General features: G+C 68.9%; 19 protein-coding genes. 11 read left to right on the top strand and 8 right to left on the bottom strand.

Annotated elements, in window-relative coordinates; translation table 11 throughout:
• Window positions 1-5 precede the first annotated feature (5 nt).
• From Q5696_RS20495 to Q5696_RS20485, 3 genes are read left to right on the top strand one after another with little or no spacing between them, the layout of a single operon-like run.
• On the top strand, window positions 6-695 hold the full coding sequence (locus Q5696_RS20495) for an urease accessory protein UreF (RefSeq protein ID WP_305093080.1): 690 nt from the start codon (window positions 6-8) through the stop codon (window positions 693-695).
• A 20-nt stretch (window positions 696-715) separates the two neighbouring features.
• Window positions 716-1,330 (top strand): urease accessory protein UreG, encoded by a 615-nt coding sequence (gene ureG / locus Q5696_RS20490; protein ID WP_305093079.1) that lies wholly within the window; start codon window positions 716-718, stop codon window positions 1,328-1,330.
• A complete protein-coding gene (locus Q5696_RS20485; protein WP_305093078.1) occupies window positions 1,327-2,241 on the top strand; it encodes an urease accessory protein UreD in 915 nt (304 codons plus the stop codon). Before ureG ends, Q5696_RS20485 begins: the two co-directional genes overlap by 4 nt.
• Window positions 2,242-2,254: 13 nt before the next feature.
• On the opposite strand, the gene Q5696_RS20480 is transcribed toward Q5696_RS20485, so the two are convergent.
• Window positions 2,255-4,888 carry a response regulator transcription factor gene (locus tag Q5696_RS20480; protein WP_305093077.1) on the bottom strand — a complete coding sequence of 878 codons (2,634 nt, stop codon included), beginning with the start codon at window positions 4,886-4,888 and terminating at the stop codon, window positions 2,255-2,257.
• 129 nt (window positions 4,889-5,017) lie between these two features.
• On the opposite strand from Q5696_RS20480, the gene Q5696_RS20475 reads away from it, so the two are divergent.
• Window positions 5,018-5,986, top strand: a complete 969-nt coding sequence (locus tag Q5696_RS20475) for a DUF2889 domain-containing protein (RefSeq protein WP_305093076.1) — start codon at window positions 5,018-5,020, stop codon at window positions 5,984-5,986.
• Here Q5696_RS20475 and Q5696_RS20470 read toward each other — a convergent pair.
• Entirely contained in the window at window positions 5,976-6,794 is an 819-nt protein-coding gene (locus tag Q5696_RS20470; RefSeq protein WP_305093075.1) for an alpha/beta hydrolase, read from the bottom strand. The two genes, Q5696_RS20475 and Q5696_RS20470, sit on opposite strands and share 11 nt — an antisense overlap.
• 212 nt (window positions 6,795-7,006) lie before the next feature.
• On the opposite strand from Q5696_RS20470, the gene Q5696_RS20465 reads away from it, so the two are divergent.
• Complete coding sequence (locus Q5696_RS20465; protein WP_305093074.1) at window positions 7,007-8,185, top strand: 3-ketosteroid-9-alpha-monooxygenase, oxygenase component; 1,179 nt, start codon at window positions 7,007-7,009, stop codon at window positions 8,183-8,185.
• A 35-nt stretch (window positions 8,186-8,220) separates the two neighbouring features.
• Window positions 8,221-8,988, top strand: a complete 768-nt coding sequence (locus tag Q5696_RS20460) for an MgtC/SapB family protein (protein ID WP_305093073.1) — start codon at window positions 8,221-8,223, stop codon at window positions 8,986-8,988.
• Window position 8,989: 1 nt separating this feature from the next.
• Here the strand turns inward: Q5696_RS20460 and Q5696_RS20455 are convergent, their stop codons facing one another.
• On the bottom strand, window positions 8,990-9,778 hold the full coding sequence (locus Q5696_RS20455; RefSeq protein ID WP_305093072.1) for an SDR family NAD(P)-dependent oxidoreductase: 789 nt from the start codon (window positions 9,776-9,778) through the stop codon (window positions 8,990-8,992).
• Between the two features lie 184 nt (window positions 9,779-9,962).
• Here Q5696_RS20455 and Q5696_RS20450 point away from each other — a divergent pair, with 184 nt between their 5' ends.
• Genes Q5696_RS20450 through Q5696_RS20430 form a run of 5 tightly spaced genes read left to right on the top strand, consistent with a single transcriptional unit; the run spans window position 9,963 to window position 14,390 of the window.
• Window positions 9,963-10,619, top strand: a complete 657-nt coding sequence (locus Q5696_RS20450; RefSeq protein ID WP_305093071.1) for an ABC transporter permease — start codon at window positions 9,963-9,965, stop codon at window positions 10,617-10,619.
• A complete protein-coding gene (locus Q5696_RS20445) occupies window positions 10,612-11,847 on the top strand; it encodes an ABC transporter ATP-binding protein (RefSeq protein WP_305093070.1) in 1,236 nt (411 codons plus the stop codon). The genes Q5696_RS20450 and Q5696_RS20445 overlap by 8 nt, the downstream gene beginning before the upstream one ends.
• Window positions 11,844-12,605, top strand: coding sequence for an ABC transporter permease (locus tag Q5696_RS20440; RefSeq protein WP_305093069.1), 762 nt, complete (start codon window positions 11,844-11,846; stop codon window positions 12,603-12,605). The genes Q5696_RS20445 and Q5696_RS20440 overlap by 4 nt, the downstream gene beginning before the upstream one ends.
• A gap of 1 nt (window position 12,606) precedes the next feature.
• Window positions 12,607-13,593 (top strand): glycine betaine ABC transporter substrate-binding protein, encoded by a 987-nt coding sequence (locus tag Q5696_RS20435; RefSeq protein WP_305093068.1) that lies wholly within the window; start codon window positions 12,607-12,609, stop codon window positions 13,591-13,593.
• A gap of 59 nt (window positions 13,594-13,652) precedes the next feature.
• Window positions 13,653-14,390 (top strand): Clp protease N-terminal domain-containing protein, encoded by a 738-nt coding sequence (locus Q5696_RS20430; protein ID WP_370654833.1) that lies wholly within the window; start codon window positions 13,653-13,655, stop codon window positions 14,388-14,390.
• Window positions 14,391-14,417: 27 nt separating this feature from the next.
• On the opposite strand, the gene Q5696_RS20425 is transcribed toward Q5696_RS20430, so the two are convergent.
• From Q5696_RS20425 to Q5696_RS20405, 5 genes are all read right to left on the bottom strand, one after another.
• Window positions 14,418-15,536 (bottom strand): baeRF11 domain-containing protein, encoded by a 1,119-nt coding sequence (locus tag Q5696_RS20425; RefSeq protein ID WP_305093067.1) that lies wholly within the window; start codon window positions 15,534-15,536, stop codon window positions 14,418-14,420.
• A gap of 91 nt (window positions 15,537-15,627) precedes the next feature.
• Window positions 15,628-16,281 carry an alpha/beta hydrolase family protein gene (locus Q5696_RS20420; RefSeq protein ID WP_305093066.1) on the bottom strand — a complete coding sequence of 218 codons (654 nt, stop codon included), beginning with the start codon at window positions 16,279-16,281 and terminating at the stop codon, window positions 15,628-15,630.
• Between the two features lie 15 nt (window positions 16,282-16,296).
• On the bottom strand, window positions 16,297-16,779 hold the full coding sequence (locus Q5696_RS20415) for an alpha-isopropylmalate synthase regulatory domain-containing protein (RefSeq protein ID WP_305093065.1): 483 nt from the start codon (window positions 16,777-16,779) through the stop codon (window positions 16,297-16,299).
• 177 nt (window positions 16,780-16,956) lie between these two features.
• The gene (gene aztD / locus Q5696_RS20410; RefSeq protein ID WP_305093064.1) at window positions 16,957-18,219 is read right to left on the bottom strand and encodes a zinc metallochaperone AztD; all 1,263 of its coding nucleotides are present in this window, start codon (window positions 18,217-18,219) and stop codon (window positions 16,957-16,959) included.
• 62 nt (window positions 18,220-18,281) lie between these two features.
• Window positions 18,282-19,724 (bottom strand): flavin-containing monooxygenase, encoded by a 1,443-nt coding sequence (locus Q5696_RS20405; protein WP_305095389.1) that lies wholly within the window; start codon window positions 19,722-19,724, stop codon window positions 18,282-18,284.
• Window positions 19,725-19,756 lie beyond the last annotated feature (32 nt).

Raw genomic sequence — 19,756 nt, 5'->3', positions numbered from 1 at the left:
CGACGATGACGGATGTGGCCGCACTGCTCGTGACACTGCAGCTCACCGACTCGGCGTTCCCGGCGGGTTTCTACACGCTCTCGCACGGACTCGAGGGGTACGCGCAGGCACGGTCGGTGACCCCGGAGAGTCTGCCGGAACTGCTGGCCGACCTGCTGCGGAACTCGGTCGGACCGTCGGATGCGACGGCGCTCGCACTCGCGCACGCCGCGGTCCGGGCCGGTGACGACACCGAACTGCACCGGATCGACCGTCGGCTGCACGCAACCAAACTGAATCGGGAACTGCGGCGGGCCTGCACCCGGACCGGGCACCAGATGCTGACGGTGGCACGGCAGACGTTCGACCGTGCCGACATCGACCGGTTCGCGCAGCAGGTCACCGACAAACGGACACCCGGAACCCAAGCCGTCGTGACCGGGGTGGTGACCGCAGCGAACGGGGTGGACGTCGAGCAGGCCGTCGTCGGTGAACTGTTCGCATTCTCGTCGAGCTTCGTCGGGGCGGCGCTACGGCTGCGTCTCACCGACCATCTACGTGCACAACGCATCCTGGCGGATGCCGCACCGGTGATCCACGAGGTGTCCACCGCTGCGCTGCATCGCGGACTGAACGATCTCGGCGGGTGCACACCCGTCGCCGATGTGATGTCGGCCGGGCACGAGCGCGCCGACGCGCGCCTGTTCGTCAGCTGACATCGGAAGAAGGAGATGACATGACCGACGTTCTCAGGGTCGGAATCGGAGGACCCGTCGGATCGGGCAAGACCGCGCTCATCGAGGCGTTGGTTCCGGTGCTGACGACGCGGGGGCACCGCCCTGCCGTGATCACCAACGACATCTACACACAGGAGGACGCGGAGCATGTCCGCCGCACTCTCGCCGGGGTCCTCGACCCCGCACGTGTCGTGGGGGTCGAGACCGGTGCGTGCCCGCACACCGCGGTACGCGACGATCCGACGATGAATCTGGCGGCGGGTGCCGAACTGCTGGAACAGTTCCCGGATGTCGACACGCTTCTCTACGAATCCGGTGGAGACAATCTGACATTGACCTTCAGCCCGGTACTGGTCGATCTGTTCCTGTTCGTCCTCGACACCGCCGAGGGAGAGAAGATGCCACGCAAACGCGGACCGGGCATCACCGACTCGGACCTGCTGGTGATCAACAAGATCGACATCGCGCAGTACGTGCGGACCGATGTCGGGGTCATGGAGTCCGACGCCTACCGGGTCCGGGACGGCCGACCGGTGCAGCTCACCAACAGCCTGACCGGTCAGGGGATCGTCGAGATCGCGGATTTCCTCGACACTTTCAGGAAACCGGCGTGACGGCCGACGGGACGGACGTCCCCGCTGTCGTCGCCGGGTACGCGGGTGCACCCGAGACGCTTCCGCCCGGAAGCCCGGGCAAGGCGGGGGTTCTCGAGATCGGATTCGTCGTCGTCGACGGCCGCACCGAACTGTCGCATCACCGGCAGCAGTCGCCGCTGCAGATCATGCGCCCGCTGTACGTCGACCCCGAACGACCCGATCTGCCGGTGGTGTATCTGATGTCGACCGGCGGCGGTCTGGTGCAGGGCGATCGGATGCGCTTCGAATTCGATTGCGGTCCGGGAACGTCCGTGCATCTGACGACCCAGGCATCCACCAAGGCGCAGCGGATGGACACCGACTACGCCACCCAGGTGGTCCAGCTGCGTGCCGCGGCCGGAGCATTCGTCGAATACCTGCCCGAGCCGCTCATCCCGTTCGGCGGGGCACGCCTGCACCAGCGGACCGAAGTGACGGTCGACCCGTCCGCGACCGTGATCGTCGGGGAGACCGTACTCGCGGGCCGGTTGGCACGTGGGGAACGCCACCGGTACGACGTGTTCGCATCGGATCTCGAGATCGTGCGCCCCGACGGCAGCCTGCTCGCGGTCGACACCATCCGGTTGCAGCCGGAGACCGACGGGGTGACGGGACCGGCGGTCTTCGGTGACCACGACGTCATGGGCACGCTGTACGTGGTCACCGCGTCGGCCGAGGCCGCGGTGCTGGCCGACACCGTCCACGAGGCGATCGCCGACTCGGGACCGGACGTCCGGGCCGGAGTCAGCGTGCTCCCCGACGATTGCGGGGTGTGGGTGCGGGTGCTCGGTGCCCACACCGAATCGGTCACCGCGGTCGTGTACCGGGCCTGGGATGCCGCCCGTCGTCTTCTGATCGGGGTACCGGCACCGCACATCCGCCGCACCTGAGCGGGGCCGTGTTCTATCCGTTCTGCCCGCCCTGGTCGATCAGCCCGGCCCGGTAGGCGATCTCGAGGGCCTCGTCCCGCGAGTGCGCGCCGATCTTGCGGTACAGCGAGCGTTGCTGGCTCTTGACGGTATTGGTGGAGACGAACTGTTCCCGCGCGATCTCACCCGTGGAGAGTCCCTGCGCGAGGGCGGCGAGGACGGCGCGTTCACGTTCGGTCAGGACCACCCGGTGGACGGTCGCGGGATACATCTCGGGCGCGTCGGCGGCCAGGAACGTCGCGATCGCGGCCGACCGGTTCGGTGCGGCGTCGTCGAGTTCGACGACGACACTGCGAGGCACGGTCGCGAGTGTGCCCAGCAGCCCGGTACGTTCGACGATCGCGACGGCCTGCGTCCACGCCTGCACGGCGGCCGGCTTCTCGCCGAGCGTGAGATGCGCGGCGGCCTCGACCAGCAGCACCTCCAGTTGGGTGCGGGTGAACGGATAGCTGTACCAGTCGCACGTCCGGCACAGGGCGAGTGCGGTTCTCGGTGTGCCGGTGAGCATGTGGGTGCGCGCGGCGGTGACCACGGTCAGCGGGTACTCGATCGGTTGTGCGGCGAGGATCGTGTGAGCACGGTTGCCCTCGCCCAGTGCGAGCCGCAGGTTGACGTCGAGGGTGGTCAGTACCTGTGCGGCGACCGAGGCGGGCCGCAGCACCGCGGACCGGGACGCGACCGCCCGCTGCAGGACGGCCATGCCGGTGTACGCCTGGCCGGTGGCGAGGGCGTGCCGGGTATGGGCGTAGGTGACATACGGCCACAACTCTTCACGCTCCGGCGCCTCACCCAGTTCGTCGAGCCATCGGCCCGCGGCGGCGAAGTCGAGCCGGTCGAGGGCGACGATGACCCGCGCCGCCAGCCCGCCCACCTTGACCATGGGTTCGAGCCAGCCGTTGGGGTCGGGGTGGGCGTCCTCGCATTCGATCCATTCCTCGGCGCGCCGCGGCTCACCGATGATCGCCCAGTTCAGTGCCGAGTTCCCGGCGGCGTTGCGAGCGACGAGGTTGACGCCCTCGGTGGGGGCGGCGGCCCCGCTCGTGGCGCCGCGGTACGCCAGGCTCAGCTCCACCGACGATTCGGTGATCGCTCCCGCGAGTTGGAAGGTGATGCCCCACTGCAGTCGCATGATCGGCAGACCCGGGCCGATGTCGTCGGGCCGGGCGGCGAGCGCTCCCCGCACGAGATGCGAGAGTTGCCGGGCGGTCTGTGCCGCCCGGGCATGCTCTCCGGCCAGCCGCAGCATGAGGGACTGGACGCAGCCGACGGCGAGCGCATCACGGGCCCCCTCGGAGGCCCCGAGCGCCTCGAGCGCGGCCGGGTCGGTCGGCAGCGTATCCGCGGGGACGGTGGGTTGCGTGCCGAGCATCAGGAACAGGTCCCGGCCCGCCTTGACGGCGGGACGCCCCTCCAGCAGGTCGTCGGGCAGGTTCCGCAGGGTCGATCGCAGGAGACCGAAATGACTGCCCACCAGTCGGATCCAGTTCTTTTCGACGAGTTCCACCACGAGCACCCGATTCCGGGCCTCGAGCGCGTAGGAGACGGCGGTGGCGATGTCACCGGCCGCGTCCGCGTGCCGGGCCAGTATCGTCAGCCGGCGTCCCGGTTCGAGCCCGTCGCGTTCCTGCAACACGAGCATCCGCTCCCGGACCGGTGGCGCGAACTCCCAGGCGTCGTCCACCGTCGTCTCGCAGTAGGCCACGATCCCCGCCCGTTCGAGACGTTCGAGACGGTGCACGGCGTCGTCGGCTCCGGTGATCAGGGTGGCGATCTCCGCCGTCACGATCCGGGCCGCCGCCACCGCGGTCACGAAGTCGCGGTCCCGGTCGACCGCCGGATCCTCGAGCACGGTGTCGTGCACGTAGCGGTCGATCGCGGTGTCGAGACGGTGCGCCAGCAGAGCCCGCCGCCCCGGAACGGCGGGAAGGCCCTTCGCGACGGCCACGGCCACCTGCACGAGCGCGGGCAGCGCGCCGACCCGTTCGTGGATGTACTCCACTTCACCTGGCTCGAGCGTTATTTCGGCATGATCGACGAGTTCGGCGATGTCGTCGAGTGTGTACTGCAGGTCGTGGGACGAGACGAGTTCGTGGGCCGGTTCCGTCAGGATCGGATCGCCGAACAAGGTCCGCGCGCACGCCGTGGCGACGATCGTGGTGTGGTGACACCGGTCGAGCAGATGTGCGATCTCGTCCTCGAACTGCGCGTCGTCCACCAGATCGATCCGGGGCACCACGAGCAGGACCGGTGCCCGGCCGGCGGCCAGCAGCTCCCGGACGGTATCGGCCGCCGAGTGCCCGGAATCCGTAACAGGTTCCTCGACAATGACTCCCGATCGTCGGACGACATCGAGGGCGGACCGCCAGAAGGTGTCGGAGTCGACGACGCCGTCGGGTTCGGGGATCCACAGGACGGTGCGGGATCCGGCGCGCACCGAGTCCGACCACGAGGCGAGAAGATCGGTCTTGCCGAACCCCCGCGGTGCGCGGATCACGGTGATCGGTGCATTGCGGTCGAGGCGTGCATGGAGCCGGGCCCGGGGCGGGATCCACGCGGCGGCGCGCCGCGACGCGCCGCCGGGACCACGGACGTCTCGACCTCGACTCACCCAGAACCACCCCTGTCGCTCGATCATTCGATCATTGCAAACCAGGAAAGTCGGACTACGTGTGCCTCCGTGTCCCGCTTCGTGAGAATCGACTCGATGCATCGACCGGACCGTGGCACGGTCGAGGACATGAGCCAGCCTCCACCGGATCGGCGTCTGCACGGTGACGTGCGGCAGCCGCGAGCCGACATGCCTGTCGCACAGCCTGGTTCGTGGCGGCGTCTCACCCGGCTCGACCTGCTCCGCCCGGACGGGCCGGCAGGGGACCTGGTGGTGCGGGGGCGGGCCCGCGACAGTACGACGGGATCCGACGGACGATCGGGCCGGTGCAGTGACGCCGAACTCGAGGCCACCGTCGACTACCACGACGGCCGACGCCTGCTCCGTCTCGCAACGTCACCGGCGCTGCCCGAGCTCGTGGACCTGGTGGGATCGTCGGCGATCGCCGGATTCCGGGGGCGGGCGGGTCTCGATGCGGTGGCCGGCTTCTCGGCCCCGCTCGCCGCGCTCCTCGACGACGTCCCGGTCGGCGTCCTGATCTCCGGGCACGCGGTGTCCGCGGCCCGCGGACCGGACAGCGAAAATGTAACTGTGAGTAGCGGATACATTCCGATCGCCGACCAGTGCGCAGGCTACGCGGCAGACGGTGCGCTGATGACGTCGATCGCCGAGCGGGGCCGCAGCCCGGTCGCGGACGGTCCCGCCGCACCGACGCTGCGCGGCGCGCCCGACTGGATGTCCGAGCCGCTCGCCGTGCACGGGATGCGGCGCATCCGGCGGATCGACCGCCGCATCACGGACGGATCGGTGCGAATCGATGCGATGTTCCGCGACACCTACCGGCGGGTGGACGGCGCCGAGACGGTCGTCCACGAGTACGAACTGACCGTCGTCGCGGACGCGACGACCGGTGTCGTCGACCGGGCGGTCGCGACGCCCCGGGTACTGCCGTGGTCCGATTGCCCCGGCGCGGTGGCGAGTGCCGGCCGGCTCGCCGGGACGACGCTGGACCGGATCGACGAGCAGGTGCGCCGCGACTTCCGGGGCGTCGGAACGTGCACGCACCTCAACGATCTGTTGCGCAGCATCACGCCCTGAATCCCTTGGCCGCCAGCCAGTCGAGGACCTCGTCGGCGATCTCCTCCCAGCCGTGGTCGACGGTGAGGGAATGGCCGCGGTCGGCGAACACCATGTAGTCGTTCTCGGTGTGGGCCTTGTGGTATCGGTGATGGGTGGCCCGGCTGACCGACTCGGGCACCGTGTGGTCCCGGCCGCCGCCGACGATCAGCAGCGGGCCGCGCTCGACGCCGGTGTCGACGTGGGCCGGGGAGCCGGGGGCGAAGTTCGCGAACGCGGCCTGGAACAGGGGGCGGCCGGGCGACGGAATGGACCAGTGCTCGTACAGTTCGTCCGACTCGTCGCGGGCCAGGGTGTTGCCGAAGCCGTACGCGAACGCATCCGGGGTGAGGGTGATGCTGCGTTTGGCGTTCGCCGGGTTACCGAGAACCGGGAACGACGACTTCAGCTGCGCGAGTGGAATCGTCTTGACGCCCTGGATCTGGGCCGGATCGATCGCGACGGCGGCTGCGGCGACGTCGGCGGCGAGGAGTTTCTGCGCGATCAACCCGCCGAAGGAGTGCCCGACGACGATCGGCTTGCGGTGCAGCGGCGCGATGGCCTCCGCGAAGTGTGCGGTGATCTCGTCGATGCCGATCCCGGCCTGGTCGTCGGCGTGGGCGCGGGTGTCGTCGATGCTCGGCGCCTCGCCGGGCCAGGTGGGTGCGAGGGTCGGGAAACCGGCCGCGGCGAACTTGTCCTGCCATCGGTCCCAGGATGCGGCGGCCAGCCACAACCCGTGGACGAACATCACCGGGGGCACGGGGGATCGAGGCGAGATGTCGGGCATCGGCGGGTCCTTCCGTCGTCGCTGCCTTCACGATGCACGCCGGAGCCGGTTCCGTGATCCGAAATTGCTTTTTCGGTACGGACTTTGGTCACCGATCGGGGACAAAGGACGCGAACAGGTCCCACCCAGTGAGATTTCTGTCACCGTCGTATGACACGTGTTCCAGTGTGACTCGGAGCACAGGACACGAGAGAGGGCTACGGGGAGCGGACATGACGACGATCGAGACGAACAATGGGACGGTCACCGGGACGAGTGACGACGAGATCCGCATGATCGATGCGGGACAGGCGCCCACGCGGTTCGCCCGCGGGTGGCACTGTGTGGGGCTGGTGCAGGACCTGCGGGACGGCAAGCCGCACTCGATCGAGGCGTTCGGCACCAAGCTCGTCGTGTTCGCGGACAGCAAGGGTGATCTGAAGATCCTCGACGCATACTGCCGGCACATGGGCGGTGACCTGAGCCAGGGCGAGATCAAGGGCGATTCGATCGCGTGCCCGTTCCACGACTGGCGCTGGGGCGGCAACGGCAAGTGCACCGACATCCCCTACGCCCGCCGCGTGCCGCCGATCGCGAAGACCCGGGCCTGGACGACGATGGAGAAGGACGGGCTGCTGTTCGTGTGGCACGACCCGGAGGGCAACCAGCCGCCGGCGGAGGTCACCATCCCGGACATGACCGCTCCCGGTGAGGAGTGGACGGACTGGGTGTGGAAGCAGATCGTCATCGACACGAACTGCCGCGAGATCATCGACAACGTCGTCGACATGGCGCACTTCTTCTACGTGCACTACGGCTTTCCGATCAAGTTCAAGAACATTTTCGAGGGGCACGTCGCGACCCAGTACTACGAGGGGGTCGGACGCGAGGACATGGCCCGGCCCGCCAAGGACGGGCAGCCGGCGTCGACGGGCAACAGTTCGGTCGCCGCGTACTACGGTCCGTCCTTCATGATCGACGAGTTGACCTACCACTACCCGGATTTCGACATCGACTCGATCCTGATCAACTGCCACTACCCGATCGCGCCGGACAAGTTCGTGCTCATGTACGGCATCAAGATCAAGCAGTCGGATGCGATCCGCGGCGAGCAGGCGCAGGAGCTGGCCACGGCGATGGGCTCGTACATCACGCTCGGGTTCGAGCAGGACGTGGCGATCTGGAGGAACAAGACCCGCATCGAGAATCCGCTGCTGTGCGAGGAGGACGGCCCGGTCTACCAGCTGCGTCGCTGGTACGAGCAGTTCTACGTCGACGTCGCCGATGTCACCGAGGACATGACGGCCCGGTTCGAGTTCGAGATGGACACCACCAAGCCGGTTGCAGCCTGGCGGCGTGAGGTGGCCGAGAACATCGAACGCAAGGCACGGGAACTCGCTGCGTCGAACTGACACCCGCGCACGGTCCGGATGCCAGAATGGGGCCGGTGAGCTCCGTGTGGTGGGGGCAGGCCGTCGGGCAGGGGTGGGCGCCGCTGATCGCCCTCGGCTACGCGCTGCTCCTCTGCTCGGCGATCGGCCTCGAACGCGAGTTCCGTCGCAAGAGTGCCGGCATCCGGACCTACGCGATCGTCGGTGTCGGGGCGGCGCTGTTCGTGCTGATCAGCAAGTTCGGGTTCGGGGACGTGGTCGCCGAGGGCACCGTCAACCTCGATCCGTCCCGCATCGCCGCCCAGATCGTGTCCGGTATCGGATTCATCGGTGCCGGAATCATCTTCGTCCGACAGGATGCCGTCCGCGGGCTCACCACCGCGGCCGGCATCTGGATCAGCGCGGCCGTCGGCGCGGCGTGCGGTGCCGGCCTGCCGGTTCTTGCGGCCGTCGTGACGGTCTTCTACTTCGTCGTCGTGTACGTCTATCCACGCATCCTGCGACTGGTTCCCGGCAGCCGGCTGCGCCGCGAACCGATCCGGCTGCGTTACCGCGACGGGCGGGGGCTTCTACGGCAGATCCTGCAGACCGCCACCGACATGAACTATGCGGTGACGCACGTCGGAACCGTGCGGTCCGAACAGGACGGCACGGTGCGGCTGACGATGGACGTGGAGGGGCGCGGCGGCCTGACGACGCTCGCCGACCGGCTCGCGTCGATCGACGGGGTCGTCGAGGTCACGGCCGGGCGGCGTGACCTCGACGACACGAGCCTCGCAGAGGACGGTGCCGACGAACCGGATCTCGACGAGTACGACGAATGACTCAGGGCAGCAGTGCCGTCGGGGTACCGGGCAGGCCCGGGTAGTAGGTGCCGGCCGACCAGCCGCCGTCGACGGCGAGTTCGGCGCCCGAGATGTAGGCGGCGTCGTCGCTCGCGACGAACAGGGTGGCGCGGGCGATGTCCTCGCTCTCCCCGATCCGCTGCAGGGGTACGCCGGCGTACTTGCTCTGCAATTCGTCCCCGCTCAGGCCACCCGGATTGCCGAGTGTGGTGTCGACGCCACCGGGATGCACCGAGCACACCCGGATCCCGGACGGGCCCAGCTCGTACGCGAGGGCCTTCGTCAGTCCGCGGACCGCCCACTTGCTGGCCGTGTACGCGGCCAGACCGTTGACACCGCGCAGTCCGTCGACCGACGAGATGTTGACGATGACGCCGCGTCCGGCCTGCTTCATGGTGGGGACGACGGACTTGGCGCCCAACAGGTTTCCGAGAACGTTGACGTCCAGGAGGCGTTCGGTCCGCGAGACGTCGAGCTCCTCGATCGGCGCCCAGTGCATGACGCCCGCATTGTTGACGAGCACATCGACGCCACCGAACCGGTCGACCGTCCGTTCGACGAAACCGGTCCACGACGTCTCGCTGCTCACGTCGAGCGGCTCGAAGAATGCGGCATCGCCCAGTTCGTCGGCGAGGGCGCGTCCAGCGTCCTCGAGCACGTCGCCGAGCGCCACCCGGGCGCCCTCGGCGACGAACAGCCGGGCTGTCGCCGCGCCCATGCCCTGCGCCGCCCCGGTGATGATCGCAACCTTGCCGTCCAGCCGTGCCATGTGTCCTCCGCGTCCTCGGAACCAAGTGCGGGCCGGGTCGCCCGGCCCGTGACCGACTATCACCGGACCGGTCGGAATCATCGAGCTCGCTTCTCGCTCAGTGGTCTTTACCGGTCGATTGCCCAGCGGAATCCCGCCGATGAGGGCAGGGTTGGGGGGAGGCGGCTGCGAAAGGAGGTCCCGGATGGATTTCCAGACCTGGTGGGACTTCGTGTCGGTACGGCGGCACCAACTGCTCACCGACTCGTTTCTCCATGTCAGTGCCGTCGTGCAATCGGTGGCCATCGCGGGTGTCATCGCGGTGCTGATCGGGATCGCGGTCTACCGCAGCCCGATCGGATCCGCGGTGGCGACGGGACTGGCCAGCACGATCCTCACGTTGCCGTCGTTCGCGCTGCTGGGTCTGCTCATCCCGATTCTGGGGCTCGGTGTCGCACCGACCGTGACAGCCCTGGTGCTGTACGCGCTGCTGCCGATCATCCGGAACACCATCATCGGGCTGGCATCGGTGGATCCCGCGGTCACCGACGCTGCCAAGGGCGTCGGCATGGGCCGGCTGCACGTCCTGGGGCGGATCGAGCTCCCGCTCGCGTGGCCGTCGATCCTCGCCGGCATCCGGGTGAGCACACAGATGCTCATGGGCATCCTCGCGATCGCCGCGTACGCCAAGGGCCCCGGCCTGGGCAACCTCATCTTCTCGGGCCTGTCCCGGGTGGGTAGCCCCACTGCGGTGCCGCAGGCGCTCACCGGAACCGTTCTCATCGTCGTTCTCGCGCTCGTCCTCGACGGACTGCTGGTCCTGCTCGGGCGCTTCACCATCTCGAGGGGGATCCGTGACTGAACTGCTCACCGCCGAGGAACGCACCGGCCGAGGCGTCGAGATCGTGCTCGACGAGGTCGTCAAACAATATCCGGGTCAGGACGATCCGGCCGTCGACCACGTGTCGATGACCATCCCGGCCGGGGAGACGGTGGTGTTCGTCGGCCCGTCCGGCTGCGGCAAGACCACCACCATGCGGATGATCAACAGGTTGATCGAGCCGACGTCCGGGGCCATCACCATCGCCGGACACGACACGCACGCGATCGACCCGGACCGGCTGCGCCGCGGTATCGGCTACTCGATCCAGCAGGCCGGACTGTTCCCACACCTGACGGTTGCGAAGAACGTCGCCACCGTGCCCGGCCTGGTCGGGTGGGACAAGAAACGCACCGCGCAACGCGTCGACGAGATGCTCGACCTCGTCGGACTGGACCCGGACACGTACCGAAGCCGGTATCCGCGGCAGCTGTCGGGCGGCCAGCAGCAGCGGGTCGGGGTGGCCCGAGCCCTGGCGGCGGACCCGCCGGTGCTGCTCATGGACGAGCCGTTCGGTGCCGTCGACCCCATCACGCGAGGGCTGCTGCAGGACGAGCTGATGCGACTGCAGTCCGATCTCGGCAAGACGATCGTGTTCGTCACCCACGACTTCAACGAGGCCGTCAAATTGGGTGACCGGATCGCGGTGCTCGGCAGCCAGTCGCACATCATGCAGTACGACACCCCCGAGGCGATCCTCGCGAACCCGGCCAACGACACCGTCGCAGGATTCATCGGCGCCGACGCGTCCCTCAAACAGTTGACGCTCACCCGGGTCGGTGACATCGAACTGACACCGTGCCCCACCGCCTATCCGGACGGGTCGGTCGCCGATCTGCGACGCGCTCTCGACGAGCAGGGGGCGACGTGGGCGGTGATCCTCGACCGGCGGGACCGGCCGGTGCGCTGGGTGTCCGTGGAGCACCTGGAGTCGGCGGCCTCGCTCGAGTCCGTCGGCGACCCGGTGGGGGAGAACGTGTCGGTCAGCTCGACCCTGCAGGACGCACTCGAGGCACTGCTCGTGCAGACCAGTGCATCCACCGCAGTGACGGACCGGGCCGGCCGGTTCGTCGGGCTCGTGACGATCGACTCGCTCGTGCAGGCACTGCAGGAGGTGCGGGAGGAACACGCCGACGACCACGCCGGTCGAGACGGCGACCCGGACGTCGGCCAGGTCGCCGGGGGCCGCGCGGAGGAATCGTCGCAATGACCGCGAACACCGGACAGGAGGCCACCGCACGGGCCGAGCGCCTGCGACTGCTGGTGCAGCCGCTGCTGGTGCTGCTGCTCGCGGGCGGTGTGCTGGGCTGGGCGTTCACCCGTGATCTGACCGCCACTCAGCAGGCGAGCATCAGTGTCGGCAACATCGCCACCCTGACGTGGCAGCACATCCTCATCACCGCCGTGGTGGTGATCATCGTGCTGGCGCTGGCGGTGCCACTCGGCACCCTGCTCACCCGTCCCGGGTTCCGCAGGCTGGCACCGATTTTCGTGGGTATCGCCAACATCGGGGCGTCGGCGCCCGCGATCGGCCTGCTGGTGCTGTTCTACCTCGCGACGCGGACCACCGGCTTCTGGATCGGGGTCCTGCCGATCGCGTTCTATTCGCTGCTGCCGGTGCTGCGTAACACGATCCTCGGCTACCAGCAGGTCGATCCGACACTGATCGACGCCGGCCGCGGCCAGGGGATGTCGGCGCTCACGGTGCTGCGCCGGGTCGAGTTCCCGCTGGCCGTGCCGTACATCCTGGCGGGCCTGCGGACATCGCTCGTGCTGGCGGTCGGCACCGCGACCCTGTGCTTCCTGGTCAGTGCCGGTGGTCTCGGCATCCTCATCGACACCGGCTACAAGCTGCGCGACAACGTGACGCTCGTCGTCGGCGCGGTGCTGGCGGTGGCGCTCGCGCTGCTGGTGGACTGGCTCGGCGCGCTCGCCGAATCGTTCCTCGGCCCGAAGGGACTGCGGTGACATGGCGGTGACACGACGGATCCGGGTCCTGGCGGCGCTGGTGCTGACACTGGCCGTCGTGGCCGGGTGCGGGCTCGAGTCGGGTGGCGCGGTGCCTCTGAAGGTGGGGCCGGGCAGCATCCGGCCGGTTCCGGAACTGGACGGCGTTCGGATCACTGTGGGCTCCAAGGACTTCACGGAGCAGGTGATCCTCGGCTACATCGTCGAGTTCGCGCTCTCCGCGGCTGGCGCCGACGTCCGGGACCTGACGAACATCCAAGGGTCCAACAGTGTCCGGGACGCGCAGCTCGCCGGTCAGATCGACATCTCCTACGAGTACACCGGCACCGGATGGATCAACTATCTGGGACACGAGCAGCCGATCCCGGATTCACGCGCCCAGTACGAGGCGGTCCGGGACGAGGACCTCGAACGCAACGGTGTGGTGTGGGTGGATCCGGCGCCGATGAACAACACGTACGCGCTGGCGACGAGCCGGCGGGTGGCGGAGGAGACGGGGGTGCGGACGCTGTCCGACTACGCCGATCTGGTGCAGCGGGATCCGGCGGCCGCGGCGACGTGCGTCGAAACCGAGTTCAACGTCCGGCAGGACGGGTTCCCCGGCATGGCGGCGGCCTACGGTTTCGATCCGGCGCAGGTGGAGCGGCGGATCCTGCAGACCGGCATCATCTATCAGGCGACGGCGGACGGCAGCCAGTGCAAGTTCGGCGAGGTGTTCACCACCGACGGCCGGATCGCCGCACTCGACCTGGTGGTGCTCGAGGACGACCGGCAGTTCTTCCCCAAGTACAACCCGGCGATCGTGATGCGTGAGGGTTTCGCCGCCGATCATCCCGAGATCGCAGAGGTGCTGGCACCGGTGTCGGCCGTGTTGACCGACACCGAGATCACCGAACTCAATCGTCGGGTCGACGTCGACGGTGACGATCCGGCGACCGTCGCCCGCGACTGGATGGTGAAGCAGGGGTTCGTGACGGCGAAGAGCTGAAAACGCTGTATCGACAACCCGTGGTTGACGAATTTGGAGCGTCAACCTACGGTTGTCGCATGACGAATCCGGTACCCATGAAGAACTCCGTCCGCCTCGACGATCTGATCGACGCGATCAAGAAAGTGCACACCGACGCCCTCGAACAACTGACCGACGCCGTGCTCGCGGCCGAGCACCTCGGTGAACTCGCCGACCATCTGATCGGGCATTTCGTGGACCAGGCCCGCCGCACCGGCGCCTCGTGGACCGAGATCGGCCACAGCATGGGCGTCACCAAGCAGGCCGCGCAGAAACGTTTCGTCCCCAAGGGGCCGGGCGAACCGTCCGACCTCGACGCGGACCAGGGCTTCAGCCGCTACACGCCGCGCGCCCGCAACGTCGTGATGGCCGCGCAGAACGAGGCCCGCACCGCCGGCAACGACCACATCGCCCCCGAACATCTGGTGCTCGGCCTGCTCGGCGACCCCAACGCGCTCGCGGTGCGAGCGCTGACCGTGCAGGGAGCCGACACCGACGCCCTGCGGGCGGCGGCGACGGCCGTGCTCCCGGCCCGCGTCGACTCCGTCCCCGACCTGATCCCGTTCGACGCGGCTTCCCGGAAGGTCCTCGAACTGACCTTCCGGGAAGCACTTCGACTCGGGCACAACTACATCGGAACCGAACACATCCTGCTCGCCCTCCTTGAGCAGGAGGACGGGGCCGGTGTGCTCGCCGACGCCGGCATCGACAAGACGGCGACCGACGCCTTCGTCACCGAGGTGCTCTCGGCGATCGTTGCCGCGCAGAACGACTAGCCGCGCAGAACGACTGGGTGAGAGCCCCTACTCGGCGAACCGCAGGATCGCGGCGGCGGGTACGTCCTCGGGGACGTCCCCGCTGCGTACGGCCAGCACCTTCGCCCCGGTCAGCAGTGCCCGCCGGGCGATCTCGTCGACGACACCGTAGGCGTGGTTTCCGTCGAGCTCGGTCAGCGAGACCGTACCGGTCTCCGGGTCGACGGTGCCCGGCACGATGCCTTCGATGTCGACCAGCAGTGTGTCGATCCGCCCGAACGTGGCCGAGCGGGCGACGTCGGTGATCTCGACCTGTGCGCGGCCCTTCGACCGCAGATCGTCGAACTTCGAGCGGGTGTCGGCCAACTGCTGCGCGTAGAAGCCGTCGAGTACCTTCCGGGTGGCCTGTGCGATCTGCTCGTCGCTCATCTCCTCCGGGTTTCCGGGGATGCCCTCGTCGAGCAGCTTGTGATAGTTGTTCACCGAACGGAACAGGGACGCAGTAGGTTCCGCGGCGGCGAGGATCAGCGGGATGTCCCGTCCGGTGAGGACGCTGCGGAGCTCGTGATCGACCGCGCGGACGTACTCGTGGACGCGTAGCTTGCGGCCCTCGTCGCCCTGGACCCGGCCGTGGATGCGGCCCGGTGCGGTGCGGCCCAGCGACTCGACACCCGCATGGCTCGCCGCATCGGTCGGCAGCCCGGGCACGTGGACCGTCGCCGGTGCCTGGTCCGCGGTGACCTCGATCAGCCGGACCGACCCCTCCGCGAGGGCCAGCACGAACGCGGTCTGCGGGAACGTCACGGTCCGCAGCAGCGGCTTGATGTAGAAGCGATCACTGACGATCGCACTCGATCCGAGTCGATTGGGCAGCCGGTAGCGGCGCAGCCGATCCGGTGTCGCGAGCACGACGAGGGTGCGCGCCTGGTAGCGCCAGAACGCTTCGTCGTCGATCAGGTCGCCGAACGCCTTCTCCAATGTGGCGCGTTCCTTGGAGTCGGTGACCTCGTCGAGTGCGGCCTTGACCTGATTCGTGAATTCGATGCGGCTCTTGCCCGGTTCGTGGATGTCGTCCTCGGTGGGCGTGTAGATCGAGACGCAGGTCCGGCCCTCCACCTCGGCGAGCCGACGGATCTCGGCGTGACTCGGAATATCGCTGTAGAGCATTCCTCGACCTCCCGGTAGTTGGTCGGTTTCAGCGTACCCACGAGGGCAACCGTCGGCAGGGTTTCCGCAGCCGGCGGGTATGCATCGAGGATCAGCGCCGGGGCAACAACTCCACCGCGGCGTCGACGGTGCGGGCGACGACGTCGCCGCGGCCGGGATCGAGTCCGTGCCGGCCGCCCTCGATCAGGATCAGCCGGTGTTCGGCGGGGACGAGTTCGAGTGCGCTGCGCATCTCGTCGGGGGTGCCGAACGGGTCCCGGTCGCCGTGCACGAACAGCGACGGCGTCCGCAACTGCGGCAGATGCTCGGTCCGCGACTTCTCCGGCTTGCGCGGCGGATGCAGCGGATACGACAGCAGCACAAGGGCATCCGCTACATTCGGGTGCTGCGCCGCGAGCATCGTCGACTGGCGTCCCCCGTACGAATGCCCGGCCAGGATCAGCGGCCCACCGGTGAGCGCGCGCACGGCGTCGGCCGCCGCGAGAATGCCGTCCCGGTCCTGCGCGGCATGCGCCCGATGCGGGGGCCCGGACGCCCGCCGCTGCCGGAACGGCAGGTTGTAGCGCAGCACCAGCAGTCCTCGGTCGGCGAACCCGGCGGCCATGTCCCGCAACAACTCGGCCGTGCAGTCCCCGCCGGCGCCGTGCGTGAGGGCGACCGCACCGACCGGGGCGCCACCCGGCCGGTGCAGATAGCCCTGCACGCCGTCGGTGTCGATGTCGAACGGGGTGTCCGGTGCGGTCATGGCTGTCGAGCGTAGTCAGCGGTGCAACAGGTTGGCGCCCGCGATGATCGCCGACAGCGACGACGCGATGCCGTCGGCGCCGATCGCCATCGCCCAGCGGCGCTCACCGTCGTGCTCGCACAGGACGAACGTCGCGGTGCCCGCCGACGTGGACTGCTGGTGGAACGAGAGGATCTCCAGCTGGAAACCGGCGTCGTACAGCATTGAGGTGAGCGCCGAGACGGGGCCGGTGGCCGTGGCGGTCGCCGACATGATGCGGTCGCCGATGCCGAGCGTCGCGGTGTAGGTGCCGCGGCCCGCACCGAGAGCTGCCGCCGTCCAGGCGCCGAGCCGGACGGGACCGCCGGTGGGGGCGAACCGCGCCGCGAACTCGGTCCAGCTCAGGCCCTGCGCCTCGGCGCGCAGGTCACGCGGCAGGCGGGTACCGAAACGGTGGAAGAACGGATCGTCCGAGAACGAGGCGGTGGCGGTGGGAGCGAAAGCGTGGGAGGTGCGCATGATGCGAGGTCTTCCTGAAGTGAAGGAAGGACCGACGAGAGATAGCTCAACGACCCGCAGCGAGGGGTCGGTCCGATTCAGACCCCGCTACGGCGGTGAACTACTACCTCGATGCGCTGCATGGCCGAGAAGTCTAGGGCACGACTTCCCGGCCGTGCAACCCCTGTTGCCGACGTGTCAGCCGCGGACCCCGGTGATCTCGTCCGGGGTGTGCGGCAGTTCCACGGACGCCGTGACCTCGCCCGTCTCGACGTCGACGGCATGGATCCGGTTCGTCGCCGGATCGGTGACGTACGCGGTGAACCCCTGCACGAACAGGGCCGGGCGCGGTGTCTGCCACTGCGCCGGCTCGGTCCACGGGTCGACGACGGGCAGTCGGCGGAGCACCTCGCCGGACGACGGGTCGAGCACGTGCAGGGCGCCGTCGGTGCCGAGCACGAGCGCCTCCCCGAACGGGCCGCGGCCGAGGGATCGGAACGTGTAGGAGGTACCGAGATCGACCAGGCGCAGCTCACCGGTCTCGGTGTTCGTCAACGACACCCGTTGCGGGCGTTCGAGTTCGGCGTCCCGGTCCGTCTTGTAGTCGCCGAGTACCACGGGGGAGTCCTCGGAGCCGGCCTGATTACCGATCCGGCCGTACGGGTCCGGGCTGGTGACCTTCGTGATCACGCCGTCGCGGTAGATCAACAAGCCGTTCTCGCAACCGAAGACCACGGACTCGTCCGCGGCGACCGTCTCCCCGTGCACACCCGGGCACTCCTCGCTGCGGGCGATCTCGGTGCGGTTCGCGTCGTACACGACGATGCCGGTGCGAGCCTTGCCGTCACCGAGCGTGGTGACCAGGCGGCCGTCGGACAGTTCCATCGCGACACCGTGGTGCGCGGCCGGAGTCGTGAACACCGACGTCGCCGGTGACCCGTCGGCGAGCTCGGCCGGGTCGAACGAGACCACACGTCCGGTGCCGTCGTCGAACAGGACGGTGCGTCCCGCGTGCCGGACGACGTGCCCGGGTTCCTCGGCGTCGAACACCAGGTCGGTGAGGGCGGGAGCGGCGGTGTAGTGGTGGGCGTGATCGCCGTGGGCCTGCGACCACGTGCCGGTGTCGAGCATCCGGAAACCGCCCGCGGTGGCGACGGCCACGTGCCGTTCGTCGCCGGCCGGAGCGATCCGATTGAACCCGTCGAGTTCCGATTCGCCTACCACCGAAAGGGTTTCGGCGTCCAGGACGAGAAGGCCGCCGTCGTACGTGACGGCCAGGCGTGGTGTCGCGGACCGGACCGAGGTGGGGCCCGCATCGGTCGTCGTCGACTCGGTGGCGGCTGCGACGGACGTGTCGGACGTGTCGGCGTCGGTGGCCGCGCATCCGGTGAGCAGGGCCGTGCACAGGGCGGCGGAGGCGGTGAGGGTGCGGCGTCGGGGCATGAGGGTGGTGCGGTTCATACCCAGAGATCTATCCGTTTATGAAAATGATTGTCAAAGTCGAAGGTATGCATTCGTGCATGTCACGCCGCGTGCAGCAGCTCGAAATCGTCCGCCTCCACCCGCCGGAGTCGACGCCGGTACCCCCACGACGATCCCGGCCACAGCGCATGATTGGACCCGCTCCCGTCGAGGTACCAACTCGCGCAGCCGCCCGTGCTCCACACCCCGCGCGCCAGACGCCGGCGCAGATCGGCATCGAACGCCGCCTGCGCGTCGGCGCGGACGTCGACTCCGTCGGCGCCGGACGCGTCGGCCAGTCGCATCGCGTCGCGCACGTACCGGATCTGCGCCTCGATCATCACGAGCACCGAGTTGTGCCCCAGGCCGGTGTTGGGGCCGGACAGGAAGAACGCGTTGGGCAGCCCCGCCACCGTGACACCCAGATGGGTGCGGACGCCGTCGCGCCGCCAGCGTTCGAGCAGGCTCACCCCGTCGCGGCCGACCAGGTGCATGCGGTTCAGGGCCCCGGCGACCCGGAACCCGGTGGCGCAGACGATCGCGTCGACCTCGTGGACGGTGCCGTCGCCGGTGACGATTCCGTCCGGCCGGATCTCGGTGACCGACTCGGTGACCAGGGTCGTGTTCTCCCGGGCCAGGGTGGGATAGAAGTCGTTCGAGCGCAGGATGCGCTTGCAGCCGATCCGGTAGGTGGGGGTGAGGGCGTCCCGCAGATCCGGGTCGGTGACCTGCCGGCGCAGGTGGTGGCGGGCGCGGGCCTCGGTGACGTCGAGCAGCCGTGGGTAGCGGCTCAGGCCGAGTGCGAGTCGCTCCGATTTCCAGTAGGTGGATACTCGGAACACCTTGCGGGCCAGTGGAATGTGACGGCCCAGTGTGGTGGCGAGCCGGTGCTCGCGCCGGGGCAGCACCCACGCCGGGGTGCGCTGGAAGACGTGCAGGTGCGACGCCGTCCGCGCCAGGTGCGGAGCCAGCTGGATCGCGCTGGCTCCGGTGCCGATCAGGGCGACCCGACGGCCGGTGAGCTCGACGTCGTCGCGCCACGCCGCCGAATGCACGATCGGCCCCGGGAACGACTCGGAACCCGGAATGCGAGGCAGCCGAGGAACATTGAGTGCCCCCGACGCCACCACGAGGAACCGGGTGACGAACTCCCGGCCACGGGTGTCGACGACGTGCCAGCGGCACGTGTCCGCGTCCCACCGGGCGCCGGCCACCTCGGTGCCGAACTCGATGTGGTCCGCCAGGCGGTGTCGCCGCGTCAGCCCCGTCAGGTAGTCGCGGATCTCCGGCTGGGAGGCGTGCGCACCCTTCCAGCCCCCTTCGGGGGCACTGGAATACGAGTACAGGACCGATGGGATGTCGCACGCGCAGCCCGGATAGGTGTTCTGTCGCCACGTGCCGCCCACCGCGTCGGACTTCTCGAGAATCGTGAAGTCCCGCTCGCCGCTACGGGCCAGGTCGAGAGCCATGCCGAGCCCGGCGAACCCGGCTCCGACGATCAACACCCGACTGTGGCGAACCTGCGACACGCTGCTTT

Origin of the sequence: Prescottella sp. R16, from assembly GCF_030656875.1 — a bacterium.
In the GTDB taxonomy this organism is placed as follows: domain Bacteria; phylum Actinomycetota; class Actinomycetes; order Mycobacteriales; family Mycobacteriaceae; genus Prescottella.
This window is presented reverse-complemented; position numbering and strand designations above follow the sequence as displayed.